The following is an 18,942-nucleotide window of genomic DNA, read 5'->3' on the forward strand; positions in this document are numbered from 1 at the left end:
TTAAGTAGAAACGCATATAAATGCACCAGCTAGAACCTTAAACCGTATAGCTATAGTTGATTTTCGGTGATCACATGTCCGATTTTTTTGACGTCCGGGAGATGTACGGCTACACTACTGCCATAGTGTACGACAACGGGGAGATCGATGAGATCTCCACTCACTTCGTTTCGGGTGCGGCAGCCCGGGCTATCGTAGGGGGCTCGTACGGCTTCACTACGGCTGACGACCCTTCGAAGGCGAAAGAGGCGATCGAGACCGCCATTCAGCTCGCGAAGCGGCTGGACCGGATCAACCCCCGGAAGAAGATCGAGATGGCTCCTATTCCAAAAGGTGGCAAGGAAGTCTACCGGGTGAAGAAGAACCCGGGCGACGTTTCTATGTCTCAGAAGCAGGACCTGCTCAAGTCTATCGAAGACGCCATGCGGGAGAGGGACAAGAACGGCCTGATCAAGAGCACCCGCCTCAACTATTCTGAGGCTTTCTCTCATAACATCCACTACACTTCCTCAGGCGAGCGTATTGAGTATGACATGTACCGGACAGGGTTCAGCTGTTCTGCGGTAGCCGGGGAAGGCAGCGCTCTGCAGGTCGGGCGGCGGAGCTACTTCAACGTGGGGGGATTCGAGATATTCGACCAGTGCGACCCTGTCGAGCTGGCCCGGGAAGCGGTCGACGAGGTTTACGCTCTGCTGTCCGCGAAGCCCGCTCCGTCCGGGAAGTTCGACGTCATCTGTGACCCAGAACTGGCGGGGGTGTTCATCCACGAGGCAGTGGGCCACGCGTCGGAGGCGGACACGGTTCTTGACGGGGACTCCTGTCTCGAGGGCCGGATAGGGCAGCAGATCGGCAGTGAACTGGTGACGGTGAAGGACGATCCGACGCTGCTTAAGTACGGCTACTATCCTTACGACAGCGAGGGCGTGCCCTCTCACTCGAAGACGCTCATCGAAAACGGCGTCATGAAGGCTTACCTGAACTCCCGGGAGACCGCGGCGAAGCTCGGGGGCGCCCCCGGCAATGCCCGGGCCGGCGGGCTGGCGAGGCCGGTGGTGCGGATGAGCAACACTTTCATCGACAACGGCGAGCTCAGTAAAGACGAGGTATTCGAGGGCGTGAACGGCATCTACCTGAAAGGCTCCCGGGGCGGCCAGGTGAACACCGGGGAAGGGGTGTTCCAGTTCAACGCGGTCATGGGATATCTTCTGAAAGACGGCAAGATCGGCGACTGCATCCGTGACGTCTCCCTGTCTGGGAATACGCTGAAGACGCTGAACAACATCGTCCGGGTGGGCAACGATCTAGACTTCCACTCGGGCCGGTGCGGCAAAGCCGGCCAGGGCGTGCCCGTCGGGGACGGCTCGCCGCATATTCTCATCAAGGACGCCGTCGTAGGGGGGTCTTCGTAATGATAGACGCCAACAAGTTAGTCGACCTGGCGATCAGGCTGGGAGCGAGCGACGCCGAAGTCTACGCGGCCTCAGGAAAGATCATCACTGTAGAGACTGAGCACGGCGAATTAGGGCACGCGGAAGAGAGCATTTCCGAAGGGGCGGGTATCCGGGTGATCGTCGACGGGGCGGAGGGCTATTCTTCCTCCAACGACCCGTTCAGGTTCGAGGACGCAGTCAAAGCTGCCATCGTCTGTGCAAAGGCAAGGCCGAAGGACCCGGCGCTGAAAGGTTTGCCTCTCAAGCCTCAGGCGTATCCGGGCGTATCTGGCATTTACGATCAAAGGGTGGCCGACATCAGCCTCGACCAGTGCGTAGACCTCGCCGCCGGCATGATCAGGGCGGCAAAAGAGGATAAGGGCACATCAGTCACTGCCGCCAAGTTCTCCAGCGTGGTGAGCGACACAGTCATCGCCAACTCGAACGGGGTCTTAGTCGAAGACCGGGAAACCGTGGTCATGGGCTACGTGGACGTCATCATCAAGGAAGACGGCCAGGTCTCCACCGGCTTCGAGTACGACGTAGCACGATCACTGAGCCTCGACCTCGGCTCGGTCGGCACCAGGGCCTCAAAGCTCGCCCGGGACTCGCTGGGCTCGTCACACGTGAGCGAACAGACTAGTGACGTACTGCTCGGCCCCTTCGCCTTCGGCGACCTGCTCGAGTCCACGCTGCTATCGTCGGTCAGCGCGGAGAACGTCCAGAAAGGGCGCTCCGGCCTCGCGGGCAGGGTCGGGGAAAAGATCGCCGTGCCGGAACTGACCATAGTGGACGACGGCCTGCTGACAGGGGGGCTGGGAACGTCGAAGTCCGACGACGAAGGCGTGCCGTCGCAGCGCACCGAAATCGTGACCGACGGAACGCTCACATCCTTCCTGTACGACTCTTATACGGCAGGCAAGGAGGGCAGAGAGTCGACCGGCAACGCCGTCAGAGGATCGTACAGCACCCCGCCTAAAATCGGCGCCCGCAACGTCCTGTTCGAGTTCCCGAGAAGCGACGTGATCAAGGAGACTAAGAAAGGTATCTACGTCAACTCCGTGATCGGCGCCCACACCGCCAACCCCATCACCGGCGACTTCTCCGTCGAATGCCGCAACGCCTTCGTAGTGGAGAATGGGGTCATGGTAAAGCCCGTCAAGTCCCTCATGCTTAGCGGCAACGTCTTCGATCTGTTGAAGAAGATCGACGGCATGGGCAAAGACGACCGGCTGACCGGCGCCATCATATCGCCGACTGTAAGGGTCAAGGAGATGCGCGTCACACCTGGCGCATAGTGAAATAAATAGGTGGTCGGAAGCATGTCGGAGATATCATGGCATTTTTTACTTATGAGTCTCCGGTATTTTTTAAAAACGCATTGCAATAATGAATCGTAACACAATGACTTATCTTACAGTATCATCACTCAGTTTTATCTCATAGCCAGTGACCTTATTTTGTTTTGTTATATATACCCATATTGAGGATTGACCATTTGATCTGTGATTTTATAGGTATGGTAACATTACTGTAGCTTTCGTTTGCGGTGCTGGTCGTAACGACTGGCGAGTCCCAGTGCTCTCCTGTTTTTAAATCGATCGACTGATTATCAAATAACAGGTTTATTGTACCGTTTTTACTAACTCCGGTTACGATTGCGCCGGACTGTAAATTATAGTTATATGTGTAGATCCCCACTGCTGTTGTATTTTGGTCGATGGTCCATGGGCGTGAATACCTGTATGTGTATCCGTATAATAGTTTAAGGCTTTCATTCACAGTGGTATATTCTGAGGGGCTGTTGGGATCGAATCTAAGCGGGGCTAATTCTAGCGGTGGAAATGTGTAGTTGCCTTCGATTACATTGCCGTTGTTGTAGCAGGTTTCGTGGATGGCCACATATCTGTCTGTGGGCAACAGGTCATTTCCGGCGGCGTTGTTAACGCAGCCTGTGCAGATAATAATAACTATGGGTAGTATCATGAAAACTTGCCACTGTTTCATAATCTTCATCCTTGTTCGATTTGTTATGGTTTTTTATAGTATATAATAAAATAAACACCCCATAAGGGGGTGTTTCAAGGGTGTGATGGATACGTGCTTCCTGAATATCTGGTTAGATATACATTTGCAGTACCGTTGGTAACGCTGAAGTACGGGGGAATAGCGTAGAGTGAGTAGTCAGTGTAGTTCGCGTTTGACACTCCGGTCGTGACATATTCGAATAGGTGGAATGTGTCAGCCATGTTTTCATAATTCCCGGCAACATCTGAAACATGGACATTGTTCACTGTGTTCCAGTTCACGGTTGCAGTGCGGGATTCGCCGGATTGATAGTACTTTTCAAGTGCTATATCGGCATCACCGCAAATCTGGGTTACCGGTAACTGATAGATCCTATCTAAGCTCACTCCGGTGTTTAAATCGGTTACACCGTACTCAACGTAATTGTAGTCCCTTGATCCAGAGGTCCAGGCTTTTACGTAAACGGAGAATGTATCGCCGATCGGGAAGGTCGCATGGTCTCTTACATGGCCCGTTAACGGATCATTATAGTTAGCGTCGTAGAAATTAAAAATCGCATTGTTACCGCTCCTTATGATTTGTACGCAGTTTTCCGCCCCTTTACCATCCGTTCTGTCTCCCATGAGGTGGAATACCAGTTCATCAAAGGGTCCTGTACTGCTATCCTGCAAGTGTGTCAAACCTGGGATCGTCCCGCTTATGGTTGCAGAATATATCGAGTATTCTTTATATCCATATGATAAGTACGTATTGGACCAATGATCATCCGGTACGTAAACGGGGTTCCGAGCGGGGAGGGAATCGGTAACTATGCCCAGTGTCTTGGTTGATGCTAGTTGATTAGGTGGTGTTGTAGTAGTTGGCCGTGGCTTCTCCTCGTAGACGATTTTCGTGATCTCCTTGTCATTTATCTTATAATAAGGAGAGTCTTTATATTCGATATAATTAGGAAGTGTTTTAGCCCTTCCAGCAACGTAATCCTCGATGGCTTTTGCCATGGCATCTTGTTCAGTTTGATTTTTTATTTTCAACTGGTCATCTGAAACAGGAAGTTTTTGCTGCTCATTCAGTTTAATTTGCTCGTTCATCAGTTCCTGTTCATTTTTTTTTCTGAACAGGATTATCGGTTTGTGCTTGTGCGATCGATGCAAAACAAAGTGTTCCCATTAGAACAAATATTATACACTTCGTAAGTATGCTTTTCACATTTCTCACCTCAATTCGATGATTGAGGCATGAAAGGAATATTTATATAGCCTATATGAATACTACCTCATGCCTCAATGGCCATAAGGCACGGTGTGCTTTTCCAGGGCGCTGTGCCTTATGATATTGATATATAAGTATATTTGCCTATTATATGATAATATATTTAAAGATTCTGTCACAATCGGTTGATCTAAAATGTATACCATAGTTCTATCAAAATACTGCCGCTGCGAAGTATCTCATAATAGTTAATTGTGGGTTATTTCCTTGAATTGGCTGCTGCAGTACATAGATCAGTCATTTAATTAAGGCGTTTTTATATCTTTGACAATTTGCGGTGAACATACAAGAGAAAGACCTGCGCAGCGGCATCGAATTTTTCAGCGACGTGTACCTCGTAGGCACCATTCCCCCCAACAGTCAGGTCTCGTACCAGTTCACCACCCCCGAGCACCGGGAAGCCTACAGCGTGACTGCTGACATCAAAGTCTACTGGGGCGAGCACGCCGAGTTCAACAGCACTTACAAGAAGCCCTTCACGCTCGTCGGCCTGCCCTGACAGAGCATCGATATTTTTATCTTTTCTGCCGGCCAACAGGCCGGCCAGTATGAAACTTGTATCCAGCGACCGCAAGCGCCGGGGCATGTCCCTGGACGCCATCACCGATTTTTTGAACAGTGCACCAGTAGGGCGGATGGCGACGATTAACCCGGACGGCACACCGTACGTGCTTCCGCTCCACTTCGCCTTCGAAGACGATCGAATATACGTGCACTGCGCTCTTGAGGGTAAAAAGCTGGACAACCTGCGCAGGAATCCGGCCGTATGCTTCGAGGCCGACGAAGTCCTTGACGTTCAAATCGTCTCTGAGAAGCCCTGCGCGAGCGGTACGTATTACCGCAGCGTCATCGCAAACGGGCAGGCTGCAATAGTCGACGATCCCGCCCGGAAGAGGCATATCCTGCAGGTCCTCATGGACAAGTATGCCTGGGGACGGAAACGCGGGGAAATGTCGGACGAGGCGATAGATGAGACCTGTGTCGTCGAGATCATGGTCGAGGAGATCAGCGGCAAGGCCCGGCTGCCCTGAGGCAATAAATTTATGCAAATTTTTCATTGATGTGTTTAAAGTGCCGGGGTCGACATTATACATCAAAGTACTGCGTCTTTGCGCCAGCTGCAGCTCTATGGTAGCAGAACTCGCCGGACTTCCGGCAAGTATCCCGGGCGCTCATAGCTCAGGAGAAAGCAACAAATATATGCTTTTGGTTGCGTGTGATTATGGGTAGTATTATCATGCGTGTTCACCGGGTGCTTGTAATTTTTATACTGGCGGCTGCAATCGTCACCGTCTCCGGCTGCATCGAGTTCGGGGCGATGCCTGCGTCGCCCACATCTACGGCTGCGCTTCCCACCGTTTCCGATACGGCCACGCCCAGGCCACAGATACCTGACTCTCAGGTCGGCGTGATTCTCAAAGATGTCACCTCTAACCAGACGTCTGACGGCCAACAGCTGGAAAACCTGGTCCTGACTCTCACGAACACGGGAAGCACCGATCTCACTAGTGTCCGCTTCAACTATATCGCGAAGGACCCCGTAGCAGACGAATTACTAAGATCGGGCTCGGTGTCCGTAGGCGCCATCCCTGCGGGCGGCCAGACCGACGTGTTCGTCTCCTTGCCCAGATACGAGTATCTCCGTGCCATGACCTTTAGCGCCAACGTCTGCTGGGGCAACGATCCGGAGTACGTCAACGATCAGGCCGGACCGTGGTCCATATCGTTAGTGACCCACCAGTTCTGGGAAAAATAGTAGAATGGGAGAGGGTCTTATTGTAAGACCTTCTCTAAACTTAGTTTCTAAAGCTCTGGATCGGAGCAGGTATTCTGCCCCCTCTGCGGACGAAGCCCGCCGAGGAGTGCCTGTTCAGAGCCATGACGGGGCTGCCGCCGAGCAGGCCGCCGAACTCGACGTACTCTCCTTCTTTGCCGGCCGGTATGATGCGGACGCCGGTGGTCTTGTTGTTGACCATGCCTATCGCGCACTCGTCGGCTATAATGGCGGAAAGCGTCTCCGGCTCGGTATCTCCAGGTACTACAATCATGTCGAGGCCGACGGAGCAGACGCTGGTCATGGCTTCGAGCTTGTCGATGCCGATGGCGCCTGCCTTGAGGGCTTCCACCATGCCCGCGTCCTCGCTGACCGGGATGAATGCGCCGGAGAGGCCGCCGGTGTACGAGGTAGCCATGGCGCCGCCTTTCTTGACGGCGTCGGTCAGCAACGCGAGAGCTGCGGTGGTGCCGTGGGTGCCGCACCGCTCCAGGCCCATGACTTCGAGGATGTTCGCTACCGAGTCGCCCTCCGCCGGGGTGGGGGCGAGGGAGAGGTCTACGATGCCGAAGGGCACGTTGAGCCGCTCGGCCATTTCCCTGCCGACCAGTTCGCCCATGCGGGTGATCTTGAAGGATGTCCGCTTGATGGTTTCGGATAGCTGCCCCAGATCTGCGTCCGGCATCTTCGCCAGCACTGCCCTGACCACTCCGGGGCCCGAGATGCCGACATTGATGACGGTCTCGGGCTCGCCGTCCCCGTGGAAGGCACCGGCCATGAACGGGTTGTCCGTGGGGGCGTTGGCGAAGACGACCAGCTTGGCACAGCCTATCGGGTCGATGGCTGCAGTCTTCTTGATCACGTGGCCCATCAGCAGGATGGCGTCCATGTTGATGCCGCTCTTCGTGGTGGCAACGTTGATCGAGCTGCATACTCTGTCCGTCGAAGTAAGTGCCTTCGGGATCGAGTTGATGAGGGCCGAGTCGCCTACTGTGAAGCCTTTGTGGACGAGGGCGCCGTACCCGCCGATGAAGTCGATTTCGAGCTGTTTGGCCGCCCTGTCGAGAGTTCTGGCGATGGTGACTGCGGCGTCGACCGCCTCGTCCTCGCTCAGGCCGGCCACTGCGGCATCTAAGATATTGGCAATCGGGGTGACTGCTATGCGCTTGTTGACGATGGGAATGCCGAACTTAGCCTCTACGGCTCTGGCTTCGCTGACCAGGCTTTTCGCCCTCGTCGTAATAGTCTCGTAGACGTTATCCCGCATCGTGTCGATGTCGGGGGATATGCACCCCCGGAGATTGATCCCCATGGTGACCGTGCGGATGTCCAGGTGCTGGGCCTGGATCATGTCGACGGTCTCGAGGATCTCCTCAATGGAGTATATCATGGGTTACACCCTGTGCATGAACTTGAAGATGTTTTCGTGCTGCACCGTAATCTGGACGCCCTGCTCTTTTCCCAGCTTCTGCATGGTTTCCTGCAGCTTCCCCAGGTCGTGGTCGGTGATGTCTGCAATGAGGATCATCGTGAACAGGCCCTGTACGATCGTCTGGCTCAGGTCTTCGATGTTGATGTTGAGATCTGCAAGCGCCCTGGTGATCGCGGCGATGATGCCGGGGTGGTCGATACCTGTGACGGTGATAACGGCTCTCTCTTTAGTGGATTTTTGCATGTGCGAACCTCTCAGGATTTAGTGATGACTGCGAAATTTCTCGTCAGGCTTTTGTGAATGCGCTGCCTGTGCGTTTCAATGACAGTAAAGCCAGCATCGGTTAAGAGTTTTTCCATCGGCGCTTTCGAGACGACGACCGCCCGGCAACCGGGTTTCAGCACCCGGAACATCTCTCTGAGCGCTCCGGTGTAGAATGCATCTATTGAAGCGGCGGCGATGGGGGTGGACTGTCCATAGGGGAAATCGGTGACCATGGCGTCGACTGAGTCGTCTTTGATGCCCATTCGTAGGGAATCCTCCCAGATCACGTCGTAGTTCGTACCATAGTGGCGCAGGTTCTTGCGGGTGCCATAGACCATCTTCTTCTGGATATCGCAGCCCACCACGTGGATGTCCGGGCTGATGAGGCCGGCCTCAACCAGCGTGCCCCCGGTGCCGGAGAACGGGTCGAGTATCCAGCCTTCGCTGATCCGGGTGAGGTTTACGACTGCCCGGGAGATGCGGGGCATCAGCACGCCGGGAAGGAAAAACGGCTTCTTCAGCGGCGCCCTTTCGTCGAACCCCCGCCGGTCTGTCTCTGCCAGCCGTCGCCCGAAGATACACACGCCTTCTGTCACGATCGCCCGGAACATGACGTCGGGATTTTCGAGGCTGACAGGGTAGCCGCGGCGCCAGATAGCTGCGCCGAGCTTTCTTTCGAATGTGGCAGAAATGCCGCCGTAGTTTTTCACCCTGCTCACCCTGACGACGAAGCTCTGCCCGTATTTCAGCTTCAGATCGGCAGTTTCTGCCATCTTCAGGATTTCTTCGGGCTCTGACGGAGCTACGAAGATCAGCTCGAGGATGCTGTGGGTGAGCGCCAGCCTGCGGGCGAGAACGCCCGGGTCAGCATCGGTCTCCAGGATGAGCGCCTGGTCATAGCTGCCCTTTACTGTGTACTGCCAGCCGTGTGCCTCAATGCACGCGATGACCTCGCTCTTCGGCAGCGTGTCGTGCTCCCCCGAAAGCTCGAAAACTAGTTGGCTCATCGCACCACAAAACGCGCTGGTATGATATAATATTTGGGTACGGGAATGGTTGAGCCCGAGGAAAAATAGCCCTTGCCTGGTTTTACAGGGGTCGCTTACTTTTGCGGGTTGAACCTGATCCGGTACACTGTTCCATTGCTCCGGTCGAGTGTCAGGTCTCCCCCTATCTGGGCTGCCAGTGATGTGACCAGCTGGATGCCCAGTGTGCCCGTGTTATAGATGTCCATGTCTTCAGGCAGGCCTACTCCATCGTCCCCGATGACCATGTCGATCCCTCTGGCATCCTCTTTCATATTCACCCACACTCTGCCTTTTCTGCCCCCCGGAAAGGCGTGCTTGAACGAGTTGGAGATGATCTCGTTGACCAGCAGCCCGCAGTGGATGGCAGCGTCGACGTCGAGGAAGATGTCTTTGATGTCGAGGTCGAAGCGGATCTGTTCCTGGGTGGCCCCGTACGAGTTGTACAGCGTGCCTGCGAGGCTGCGGACGTATTCGCCGAAGTCGATCTTGGACAGGGACTCGGACCTGTAGAGCTTTTCGTGCACCAGCGCCATCGACCGGACCCGGTTCTGGCAGTCCTTAAAAATGTGCAGGTCCCGGTCATCCTTAATGTATGCGGACTGGAGGTTGAGGAGGCTGGAGATGATCTGCAGGTTGTTTTTTACCCTGTGGTGGATCTCTTTGAGGAGGACTTCCTTCTCTTTCAGCGAATTGTTAAGCTGTTCCTCGGCAGCTTTCCGGTCCGATATGTCACGGCTGGACAGTATAGCCCCCGTCAGTCTGCCTTCGTCGTCGTACAGCAGATCCCCTGCCGCTTCCAGCCAGACGTAATGGCCGTCAGCGTGCCTGAACCGGAGCACGATCCTGCCGGGCAGCCCTTTGGACAGGTGTTCCTGAATCACCGCCGCCACTCTAGGGGCATCCAGGGGGTGCATGTAGAACAGCGCTGGCTTTCCGATCATCTCCTCAGGCTTGTACCCCAGGACCCTTTCCGCAGAGGGGCTGATGTACTGGTACCTGGCGGCGATGTCCGTGACGCTGACCACGTCCATCATGCTGTCGGTGATCATGCGGAGCCGCTTTTCGCTCTCTTTAAAGGCGGCCTCCAGCTTTCTCTGCTCGGTGATGTCCTTGATGAAAATGCGCATCGCCCGGTTTTCGGGCAGATAGTAGATTGTTTCCTTGTAGATGAGACCGCCGATCTCACTCTCTTATATATGACCGCTCGCCGCTCTTTTCTAAATCGGCGATCACATTGTCGAGGTCTCGCAGGGCATGGTGCTTTATACCCTTCTTCGTCAGGTCCGGGAACACCTTTTTCGCCGCAGGGTTAAGGTACCTGAGCTCCCCCGACAAAGATATCTCTATAATGGGGTTGGGGTATTGTTCAGGAAATGATGCCAGGTTGAATATTTCTGCATCGGCTTTTTTCCTGCTCTCCTCAGCATCCTTCAAGCTTTTGATCTGTTTTTTTAGCTCCTCGATCTCTGCAAGTAGCTGGTCTCTGTCGCGATCATCTTTGCCCCCGCCTCTGGTAAAAAACGCGTCCAGCCCCATGTAACTGTTATGTTACCCATACAATGATTATATCTTTTACTGTGTCCCCGCTGGCGGAATCACTTCAGACTGCTACAATTAAGGCTGATTGCAGGTCCGATACAGGCGCAGGTGCGGCGTCCTGAACCCTCTGTGCATTAACTTTTTCAAGCGTATCTTTCGAAAAACCATAAGACAATACCTGTAAAATATGAGATCATGGACGAATCCCCGCCCGACTGGGCCCGCTACCTCTTCTGGCTGATATCGGGCTGCCTGTCGGTTTTCTTCGCAGAGATCGTATCCGGGTCCTACCTGTTCCCTTACTTTACGTTCAGAGGCCTCTTTATCGTCCTGCCCGTCTATGCATCGCATACCTTAGTGCTGGCTTATGTGGTATACCGGTTCGGAAAGCCGAGGCTCTACACCCTCTTTCTCGCCGGGGCCATCTTCGGGCTATATGAGGCCTACATTACCAAGATCATATGGAACCCGCCCTGGGGCGAGGCGATCTGGCTCTTCCAGGGGGTCGCGGTGGTGGAAGCGATGGTACTGGTGCTGTTCTGGCATCCGCTCCTGTCTTTCATACTGGCGCTGTTCACCTCAGAGAGCCTCCTGTCCCGGTCCCGGGAAATCCTGTCCGGCCTGCCCCAGATGTTCTGGGGCCTCTTTGCGACACCGTCCAGAACCTATCTGGTCATCTTCGGGGCAGCGCTGCTATGCGGGCTATACCAGGGTACTCTCGTACCGTCACCTCTCTATTCGATCGCCTCGACAGTCGCCGCAGGCACCGTGCTCGGCATCCTCATTTTCGTCTACCGCCGCATGGGTCTCCACATGTACGACATCCGGAAGCTGCTCCCCACGCCGAAAGAGTTCATCATACTGATTGTGCTGCTGCTCTCTATGTACGCGATCTACGGGATAGCGGTAAGACGGGAAGCCCTGCCCGGCACTGTCCCGCAGCTGATCATCCTCGGCACTTACTTCCTGCTGTTCGGGCTGCTCTACCTGAGCCTGAAACGCTCCCGCAGGGTCCGGCTTCCCTCGCTGAACTTCCCCGTCAGGTTCTCGTGGCTGAAATACGCGGCTTTCTTCATCGCCACAGGCCTGGCCTCGGCGATCATGAGCCTCGCCGCATTCCGGGAGACCGCACACACGGCCTTCTGGTACGCCGGAATCGCCCTCGGCCTAATCCTCCTGGCGCTCTCCGCCATCGACCTGCTCCAGCGCCCTGAAACTTCCGGTCATTAGCTATATCACGCCCCCGGAAGACCGGAAACTGGTGTTTCACCATGATGGAGCCGCCCAGACTGCCGAAGTACGACGAAAAAGACCCGAGGTACCACACGGCCCGGATCAGGAACATGTTCGGGGACATGATCGACCATCTCCGCAAGGACGTCAAAATCGTGGACGACCCCAGGGCCAGGGCTATGTACGAAACCAGCGCCGAAGTCCTCCGGGGCCTCCAGAAAGCGTTCGAGATATATGAGGAAGGGAAAGAAGACCCATGGCGGCGCTGACCGCCTTCGGCGGCCAGAGAGTGCAGGTGTGTCGTTTTCGAGCCTTCGGCTCGGGCTTTTGCGTCGCAGGAGAAGAAAGCATGACGTGCAAAGCAAAGAAATATTAACCCAGAGCTTATATTGAGGAACCATGCTCGAGAGACTCAGGACCATCGCGGATTATCAGTTTGGTAAAGGGGCAGGTGAAGCTCTTTTCCCCGAAGGGGTGAAATTTATCTTGTCCCGGACGGGCAGGGTGCGCCAGATTGTTCTGGGTAACCGGCGCATCGCCACAGTCCGGGCTAACGACGGGTTCCTGATCCTGAGCGCCTACGGCGGGGAGAGGCTCAAGCCAGTGCTCCCGTTCCCGCAGAAGCGGGTCATCATGAACGACGATGCCGCGCCCTTCGTGGCGAAAGGCAAGACTGCCTTCTGCAAATTCGTCCTCGACTGCGACCCCGAGATAAGGGCGATGGAAGAGATACTGCTCGTGGACAAGGACGACAACTTCCTCGCCACCGGCCAGGCGCTGCTCTCTGCGGCGGAGATCAAGGCCTTTAAGAGAGGCACCGCAGTCCACGTCCGGTACGCGGTAAAAGGCAAGGACATGGGCGCCGAGCCTGCCGAATAATTGCTTTTATAAGTGACTGTTGACCTTTCGTTAGAGAAACTATATTTAAACACCAAGTCACTATTGTCATAGATGAGATCGATGAGGAAACCCTATCTATTTGAGGCGCTATTGTTAGTGCTCCTCGTCGTTCTGCTCGGGGCCATGTACCTGTTGATCGCGACTACTCCCGAGAACGTGACCGGATGGTCATTCCAGGGCACGGACCGGGTACAGTACATGACCGTCGGGGAGAACGATACGCTCTATGCCTTCAGGAGCGACGGCATCTACGCCATAGATCGCGACGGCGACCTCGTCTGGGACTACCACGTTCCTCCACAGTGGAAAATCTTGAACACATGGGACCGGTCTGCTGCCGGCACGGCCGGCACTCCGAGGTCTGGCTCGACCATCGAGTCCTACCCGGTGTCCGACACGGAAGCAGGCAACCTCTATGTGCTCGCCCTCCCTAACGTAACTGCAGAGAGCCTCAAGCTCCAGTACTACCAGAACAGGTCCCCCTACATAGCGCTCGACTCCGCGGTACTCTCGATCTCCGAAAAAGGCACGCTCCAGTGGGAGCTGCCGATCACTCTCATGGTGCCCTCGGCCGACGTGCTGAGCATCGCTGACCTCAACCAGTTAGTCCTGACCCGGCCCGTGGCCATTCAGGCCTCGGGAGACCGGGTGTACGTGTTCCACGACTACACGGAAACGGTAGTCGACACAGCCGGCCAGGTGCTCTTCGAGCTGACCGGCGTGGCCGCCCCGGCCTCAGTGGATGAAGAGGGCCACATCTTCATCGTCCGTGCCCAGGAGCCTTCGACTCCCCGGGCTAATGACCCCGGCTACATGATACCCTCGGGCATCGTCGAGGGGTACGATCAGAGCGGCCAGCACATATGGACCCGGGACGTACACGAAAACGTGATCCCGCAGTACCTGGCAGAGGACATCTGGCAGGAATTCAACTCTCTGCCGCTCTACAAGAATCACACTCTCTACGTACCGCTCGACAACGGCATCGTAGCCCTCGACAGCATGGGCCGGACCCTGTGGTGGAAATACCTCCCCGGCGGCCCGTACGTGATGTTCGAGCTGATGCCCGTGGACGACGAAGGGAACGTGTACATGAGGAGCGTCAACCCCGCGACCTCGTCGAGTTCCTACCTGTTCGTCATCGGGCCGGACGGATGGTCGCACTACGCGCCCTCGCTGTACGTCGACCAGTACGACAGCCTCAGACACACCGCAGCAAAGAACGGCATCGTCTACAACATCGACCGGACCTCGTTCAACCAGGTCAGGAGCCTGCATGACCTGCAGACCCTGATGGTCACCGCCTACGATGTGAAAAACAGCACCTCCCTCTGGCACTATGTGCTGCCCCTGCAGTACAGGACGGAAGTGCTGCTCAACAGCAGCAACGTCAACGACATCATGAAGGGCATGTACGCCAGCTATCCCGCCGCGTATTCGAACCCGGCAGCAGCAGGCACCACTGGTAAGGCTCTCAAGCCCGCCGGCTGGCCCGAGATCAGCATCTACCCGGGCAACGACGTGGTCTACATCAACTTCCGCAGCACCAACTATGAAGGGCCGATCGTGCTCAACAAGTCCCGGGCAGTCTTCTCCAGCGGCATCTACGCTTTAGATAATGATGGCAAACTGGTCTGGGATAAGGCGCTGAGCGCACCGGTGACCTCAGCAACCGCCAACAACAGCACAATCTACTATGCCACCGGAGACGGCAGGATCTTCGGCACCACCGTCAACACCGTAGTAGGCGGCATAGCCCTGCTCGCCATCGGAGCGGTCCTCTTCAAGTTCCTCGGCTTCGGCACCGTCGCCCGGGCCAGAAACCGGCTGGACAAGAACGACAACCGGAATGCTGTCCTGCAGTACATCGTCCGCAACCCCGGCTGCACCGCAGTAGACATCGGCAAAGACATGGGCCTCAACGTGGGCACGATACGCTACCATTTATTGATTCTGACGATCAACCACAAGATCGTGGAGCATAAGGATGACAAGTACCTCCGGTACTTCACCAACTCCAACAGCTACAGCATGGCAGAGCGCACCATCATCTCCCTCATGAAGAGAGAGCCCATGTGGCGGGTGCTGTCAGCGCTGGCCGAGAAGCCGGGAATGTCCAACGTAGAAATTTCGAGGGAGATGAACATCTCCACCGGCGCCGCCAGCAGGCACATGACCGAGCTGTTCCAGAAGGGGATCGTTACTAAGACTCCGATGGACGACCGCGGGTTCGCCTACGCTATCAAGGATGAGTACAAAGAGTATGTGCTCCGGATGATCGAAAGGCTATAACCCTTTTTACTTTTTTGCTAACGTGTGACAGCAACACGATCGCTGCACTGTGCCATGCCAATCCTCACAGATTCTGCAGATTAAGACCGATAGCAGAGATAACGATCGATTCCGCGGATGTACCCGGCATCACCAACGCTGAGATCGCCCGGGAACTGGACCTGCCCGACAGCCTGATCAGCCGGTACCTGAAAGAGTTGCTGGAGAAGGGTATCGTGGAGAAGCCGGGGAGCGGTAGTGCTTACCAGCTTACCGATATGTGCCAGACCACTATCAGCAGGGTAGCAGAATTGCTCTGACTCTCCCGGCAGTCAGGTCCTGCCTCCTTCCGGAGTCCCAACCTTTTGTGACAGAACCCTTATTTAAGCTATCCCCTACTACTCTTCTGTGAAAGGTATGAAAAGAGGGCATATCTTCGAGCTATCCCTGGTGCTGGCAATTTTTGTGCTCGCCTGCCTGCTGTACGTGCTTACGGTCCCGCCGGAACCAGTCGTCATCGGCTGGAGCAACAACACTGGCTGGAGCCCTGACTACATGACAGTCGGCAGCAACGATACCCTCTACGAGTTCAAGGGTAACGAGATCAGGGCGATCAGCAGCGATGGTAACTTTTTATGGTCCCTGGATGTTCCCTCTGAGTGGAGTGTGCTAAACAACTACAATTTGCCCGGAAATACCCCTGAAGGCTATGGTTACTTCCTGAACAGCTACCCTGTCATGGCCGAAAGCGACGGTTCGCTTTACCTGTTTGCCTTCAAACGGCTCACCTGGCAGGAGATCAACTCGGAATACGGAAACACAACAACGCTCACGATCGTCTACGATAACACAACAAACATCTTTTCCGTGCCGGCCGACCATTACCTGAGCCAGCCTGGCAAGGTCCTCAAGATCTCGAGCGAAGGCCGCGTCGAGTGGGAGTATCAGTTTAACATGACTCTGTCAAAAAATCGTATCTGTGGCCTGAGCGACCCCCGCTACTATTACTTCGAACATCCTGTAAAGATCACCGAGCGAGCGGGCAAAATCTACTTCTTCCACGATAACACCGAAGATGTGCTGGACCCGGACGGCCGGCTGCTATTCAGCATCAGGAACCTCTCAAGCCCCGGAGTCATCGACAATACAGGACGCATCTACGCTGTTCAAGGTACCCGGCTGGAGGTCGTGGATAACGCCGTTGTGGCAGCTAACGGCCAGCCGCTGGAGGCAGAAAACGAAGACTGGTACGCCTGGAAGTTTGCTTCCGATCCTGCTTCGCTCCTCCCCACAGGTACGCTGCAAGCCTGGGACGCAGAAGGAAAGTTCCTCTGGAGCACAGACATCGGCGAACCCGCCATCTGTCCGGTGTTCAGGTACGATGTCTGGGAGAAGTACTATTCCTTGCCGCTATACACTAATGGCACTATTTACGTACCGATCGACAACGGTGTCACCGCAGTGAGCCCGGAGGGTAAGGTCCTGTGGAGCTATACAGAGCCAGCTGGCGAATACCTCCTGTACGAGGTCATGCCGCTTGATAGCAAAGGCAACATTTACCTGAGAAAGGCCTATCCCGCCAAAACCAATGCCGCCTTCTTAAAACTCTCCTGCCTGACCATCGTCGGACCTGACGGGAAAGCCAGTGCAGATCGCTGGCCCTTTTACCAGAGCGACCCTGTCGATGACTTGATAGAGGCGCCTCTGGTGATCAGCGGATACGATGGGATAGTATATGCGACCGGCGCGAGCAAGAGCTTCGGCCTGAACCTGATTGAAAGTGGAGTTTTCAACGAAATATATGCGACGAAAAGTTATCCGGCTGATACGATAACGGCTTATGACGTAAAGAATGGCACGGCACTCTGGCATTTCACCGTACCCCTGGCCGATGTCCATGCCCTGACGCTGAACCGGGAAAACATCCCCACTATTATCGAGCAAAATTCCTGGGCTATAGGGGAGCTCAACGGGAGCAGCTATGTTTTCGGTGATCGCGTGACCGAGCGGTATACTTTAAAGTGTTTTTACTTGAATAACATAGCGATACTGCGCGGTACCGACACCATTTACGTAAATTACTACTTTTCGGTGTCTGAAGCACCCTACATCCTCAACGTGTCTCGGTGCGTCTACGCCAAAGGCCTGTACGCGCTCGATGACCACGGCAAGCTGCTCTGGAAGCAGCCGATCGACGGCTTCGTGACCGGTACGGCCGTAAACAACAGCACTATCTACTACCGGACCAGCGACGGCACTGTCGGTAAAGGGACTGTGAACATAGCTGCCGGGATGGCACTTGCTGCTATAGCCTATCTTATTTTACGCTTCTTCATGATAGGCGCGGTATCCCGGGCGAAGAGCCAGCTCGACCGTAACGAGAACAGGAATCAGGTCCTGAACTATGTCACCGCTCGCCCTGGCAGCACCGCTAATGAGATCTGCCGGGGGCTGGGCATGAACCTCGGCACGATCAGGTATCACCTGCTCATCCTCTCGCTGAACCACCGTATAGTATCGCACCCGGACGGAGATAAGTACGTACGCTACTTCAAGAACTCAGGCACTTTTACGGCAGAAGAGCAGTCCCTGCACTCGCTGATGCGCAGGGAGCCCGTGAGAAGGACGCTGCAAATACTCGCGGAAAAGCCCGGCATCTCCGGCAGCGAGCTATCCCGGGAGCTGGGGGTATCTGATACAGCGGCATACAGGCACGTGAACCTCCTGGTTGAAAAAGGCATCGTCATCAAGGGAGCTGGCGTAGAACGGGGTGTAGGATACACCATCAAGGCCGAGTACGTGCCATTCGTTACCCGCACATCGGAGAAGTAATTCTCATTATCGAATACTCCGATCAATACTTGGTGAGAGACTCAGCGCTTAAGCCGTCACCCCTACCCCACCCTCTTAAAGTCTATAAACCCTCGCTCCACGTCTGTGCCAATCAGCTGCACCCGGAGCATCTGGCCCACGTCCACGCCTTCGTAGCCCCGCTCCAGCTTGCCCTCTACGGGCGGGCTCAGGATGCGGACCCAGGTCCCATGCTCGGTGACGCCGGTGACGAGGGCGTCGAAGCGCTCTCCTATCATAGGCTCGAGAAGCATGGCGGCCGCAGATTTTTTCACCTGGCGCTCGACTTTCTTCGCGGCGTCCTCCGCCTCAGTACAGTGGTTCGCGAGCGCTTCCAGCTCATCCTTCTCATAGGGCGAAGGTTTCCCTGCAAAGGCAGCTTTGAGCAGCCGCTGGGTGATCAGGTCCGGGTACCGGCGGTTCGGGGCGGTGGAGTGGGCGTATTCCTTGACGGCGAGTCCGAAGTGGCCGGCGGTGTCCTCTCCCGGAAGCTGGAGGACGTATTCCCCGGAGCCCAGCAGCTTGATGATGCTGAGCGACAGATCAGGAAACCTCACGGGATCGGCAATCCTGGCGGCGGACAGGAATTGCGTCAGAGCCTGTGCGTCAGGCTTCTCCGGCAACAGGAAGTTCTGCTCGGCGGCGAGCTCGGTGATCCGGTCCCAGCGCTTGGGCTTGCGGACCATCCGCTCGGGCAGCGTGAGGCCGGCTTAGTCAATCGCTCCCTGACCTCTGTACCTCCCTGACCTCCCATTTTAAAGTCCTCCCCGACCTCCATGTACCTCCTTGACCTGCCTCCAGACCTCCGGTACCTCCGTTTCCTCAACACTTTGCCGGTTCATGCGATCCATGGCAATTCCCGAGTAAATGGAGGTATTCGAGGAAAGGAGGCGGTCGGGGAGGTCGCCGAGGTTAAAGGAGGGA

Annotated in this window: 19 protein-coding genes; 11 read left to right on the forward strand and 8 right to left on the reverse strand. The window is 55.5% G+C overall.

Translation table 11 applies throughout. From position 1 onward, the window contains the following. Positions 1–74: 74 nt before the first annotated feature. Together RCI_RS11590 and RCI_RS11595 are read left to right on the forward strand one after the other, a co-directional pair. Positions 75–1,409 carry a TldD/PmbA family protein gene (locus RCI_RS11590; protein ID WP_012036632.1) on the forward strand — a complete coding sequence of 445 codons (1,335 nt, stop codon included), beginning with the start codon at positions 75–77 and terminating at the stop codon, positions 1,407–1,409. After that, the gene (locus RCI_RS11595) at positions 1,409–2,728 is read left to right on the forward strand and encodes a TldD/PmbA family protein (protein ID WP_012036633.1); all 1,320 of its coding nucleotides are present in this window, start codon (positions 1,409–1,411) and stop codon (positions 2,726–2,728) included. Before RCI_RS11590 ends, RCI_RS11595 begins: the two co-directional genes overlap by 1 nt. A gap of 157 nt (positions 2,729–2,885) precedes the next feature. Here RCI_RS11595 and RCI_RS11600 read toward each other — a convergent pair whose 3' ends face one another. Together RCI_RS11600 and RCI_RS11605 are read right to left on the reverse strand one after the other, a co-directional pair. Further along, positions 2,886–3,446 carry a hypothetical protein gene (locus tag RCI_RS11600; RefSeq protein WP_148266609.1) on the reverse strand — a complete coding sequence of 187 codons (561 nt, stop codon included), beginning with the start codon at positions 3,444–3,446 and terminating at the stop codon, positions 2,886–2,888. Positions 3,447–3,511: 65 nt separating this feature from the next. Continuing rightward, a complete protein-coding gene (locus tag RCI_RS11605; protein WP_048198522.1) occupies positions 3,512–4,546 on the reverse strand; it encodes a hypothetical protein in 1,035 nt (344 codons plus the stop codon). 458 nt (positions 4,547–5,004) lie between these two features. Between RCI_RS11605 and RCI_RS11610 the strand changes: the two genes are divergently transcribed. The 3 genes from RCI_RS11610 to RCI_RS11620 all read left to right on the forward strand — a co-directional run bounded on the left by RCI_RS11610 (position 5,005) and on the right by RCI_RS11620 (position 6,483). Continuing rightward, positions 5,005–5,226 carry a hypothetical protein gene (locus tag RCI_RS11610; RefSeq protein WP_012036636.1) on the forward strand — a complete coding sequence of 74 codons (222 nt, stop codon included), beginning with the start codon at positions 5,005–5,007 and terminating at the stop codon, positions 5,224–5,226. 49 nt (positions 5,227–5,275) lie between these two features. After that, positions 5,276–5,758, forward strand: coding sequence for a pyridoxamine 5'-phosphate oxidase family protein (locus RCI_RS11615; protein WP_012036637.1), 483 nt, complete (start codon positions 5,276–5,278; stop codon positions 5,756–5,758). A gap of 191 nt (positions 5,759–5,949) precedes the next feature. Next, complete coding sequence (locus tag RCI_RS11620) at positions 5,950–6,483, forward strand: hypothetical protein (protein WP_148266610.1); 534 nt, start codon at positions 5,950–5,952, stop codon at positions 6,481–6,483. 40 nt (positions 6,484–6,523) lie between these two features. Here RCI_RS11620 and RCI_RS11625 read toward each other — a convergent pair whose 3' ends face one another. The 5 genes from RCI_RS11625 to RCI_RS11645 all read right to left on the reverse strand — a co-directional run bounded on the left by RCI_RS11625 (position 6,524) and on the right by RCI_RS11645 (position 10,761). Further along, positions 6,524–7,891: a PFL family protein gene (locus tag RCI_RS11625; RefSeq protein WP_012036639.1), complete on the reverse strand. Its 1,368-nt coding sequence runs from the start codon at positions 7,889–7,891 to the stop codon at positions 6,524–6,526. A gap of 3 nt (positions 7,892–7,894) precedes the next feature. Beyond that, a complete protein-coding gene (locus RCI_RS11630) occupies positions 7,895–8,176 on the reverse strand; it encodes an ACT domain-containing protein (RefSeq protein ID WP_012036640.1) in 282 nt (93 codons plus the stop codon). A gap of 11 nt (positions 8,177–8,187) precedes the next feature. Then, the gene (locus RCI_RS11635; RefSeq protein ID WP_012036641.1) at positions 8,188–9,204 is read right to left on the reverse strand and encodes a methyltransferase domain-containing protein; all 1,017 of its coding nucleotides are present in this window, start codon (positions 9,202–9,204) and stop codon (positions 8,188–8,190) included. 95 nt (positions 9,205–9,299) lie between these two features. After that, a complete protein-coding gene (locus RCI_RS11640; RefSeq protein ID WP_012036642.1) occupies positions 9,300–10,352 on the reverse strand; it encodes a sensor histidine kinase in 1,053 nt (350 codons plus the stop codon). Between the two features lie 55 nt (positions 10,353–10,407). Further along, positions 10,408–10,761 (reverse strand): hypothetical protein, encoded by a 354-nt coding sequence (locus tag RCI_RS11645; protein ID WP_012036643.1) that lies wholly within the window; start codon positions 10,759–10,761, stop codon positions 10,408–10,410. 198 nt (positions 10,762–10,959) lie between these two features. On the opposite strand from RCI_RS11645, the gene RCI_RS11650 reads away from it, so the two are divergent. From RCI_RS11650 to RCI_RS11675, 6 genes are all read left to right on the forward strand, one after another. Continuing rightward, complete coding sequence (locus tag RCI_RS11650; RefSeq protein ID WP_012036644.1) at positions 10,960–11,994, forward strand: hypothetical protein; 1,035 nt, start codon at positions 10,960–10,962, stop codon at positions 11,992–11,994. 41 nt (positions 11,995–12,035) lie between these two features. Then, complete coding sequence (locus RCI_RS11655; RefSeq protein ID WP_012036645.1) at positions 12,036–12,266, forward strand: hypothetical protein; 231 nt, start codon at positions 12,036–12,038, stop codon at positions 12,264–12,266. Between the two features lie 130 nt (positions 12,267–12,396). Continuing rightward, on the forward strand, positions 12,397–12,876 hold the full coding sequence (locus tag RCI_RS11660; RefSeq protein ID WP_012036646.1) for a PUA domain-containing protein: 480 nt from the start codon (positions 12,397–12,399) through the stop codon (positions 12,874–12,876). A 72-nt stretch (positions 12,877–12,948) separates the two neighbouring features. Continuing rightward, positions 12,949–15,189: a winged helix-turn-helix transcriptional regulator gene (locus RCI_RS11665; protein WP_012036647.1), complete on the forward strand. Its 2,241-nt coding sequence runs from the start codon at positions 12,949–12,951 to the stop codon at positions 15,187–15,189. A 14-nt stretch (positions 15,190–15,203) separates the two neighbouring features. Further along, positions 15,204–15,488, forward strand: coding sequence for a winged helix-turn-helix domain-containing protein (locus tag RCI_RS11670; RefSeq protein ID WP_012036648.1), 285 nt, complete (start codon positions 15,204–15,206; stop codon positions 15,486–15,488). A gap of 97 nt (positions 15,489–15,585) precedes the next feature. Further along, on the forward strand, positions 15,586–18,000 hold the full coding sequence (locus tag RCI_RS11675; RefSeq protein ID WP_048198527.1) for a winged helix-turn-helix transcriptional regulator: 2,415 nt from the start codon (positions 15,586–15,588) through the stop codon (positions 17,998–18,000). 62 nt (positions 18,001–18,062) lie between these two features. On the opposite strand, the gene RCI_RS11680 is transcribed toward RCI_RS11675, so the two are convergent. Next, complete coding sequence (locus RCI_RS11680) at positions 18,063–18,704, reverse strand: RNB domain-containing ribonuclease (RefSeq protein WP_012036650.1); 642 nt, start codon at positions 18,702–18,704, stop codon at positions 18,063–18,065. Positions 18,705–18,942 lie beyond the last annotated feature (238 nt).

This window comes from Methanocella arvoryzae MRE50 (assembly GCF_000063445.1).
GTDB classification, from domain to species: domain Archaea; phylum Halobacteriota; class Methanocellia; order Methanocellales; family Methanocellaceae; genus Methanocella_A; species Methanocella_A arvoryzae.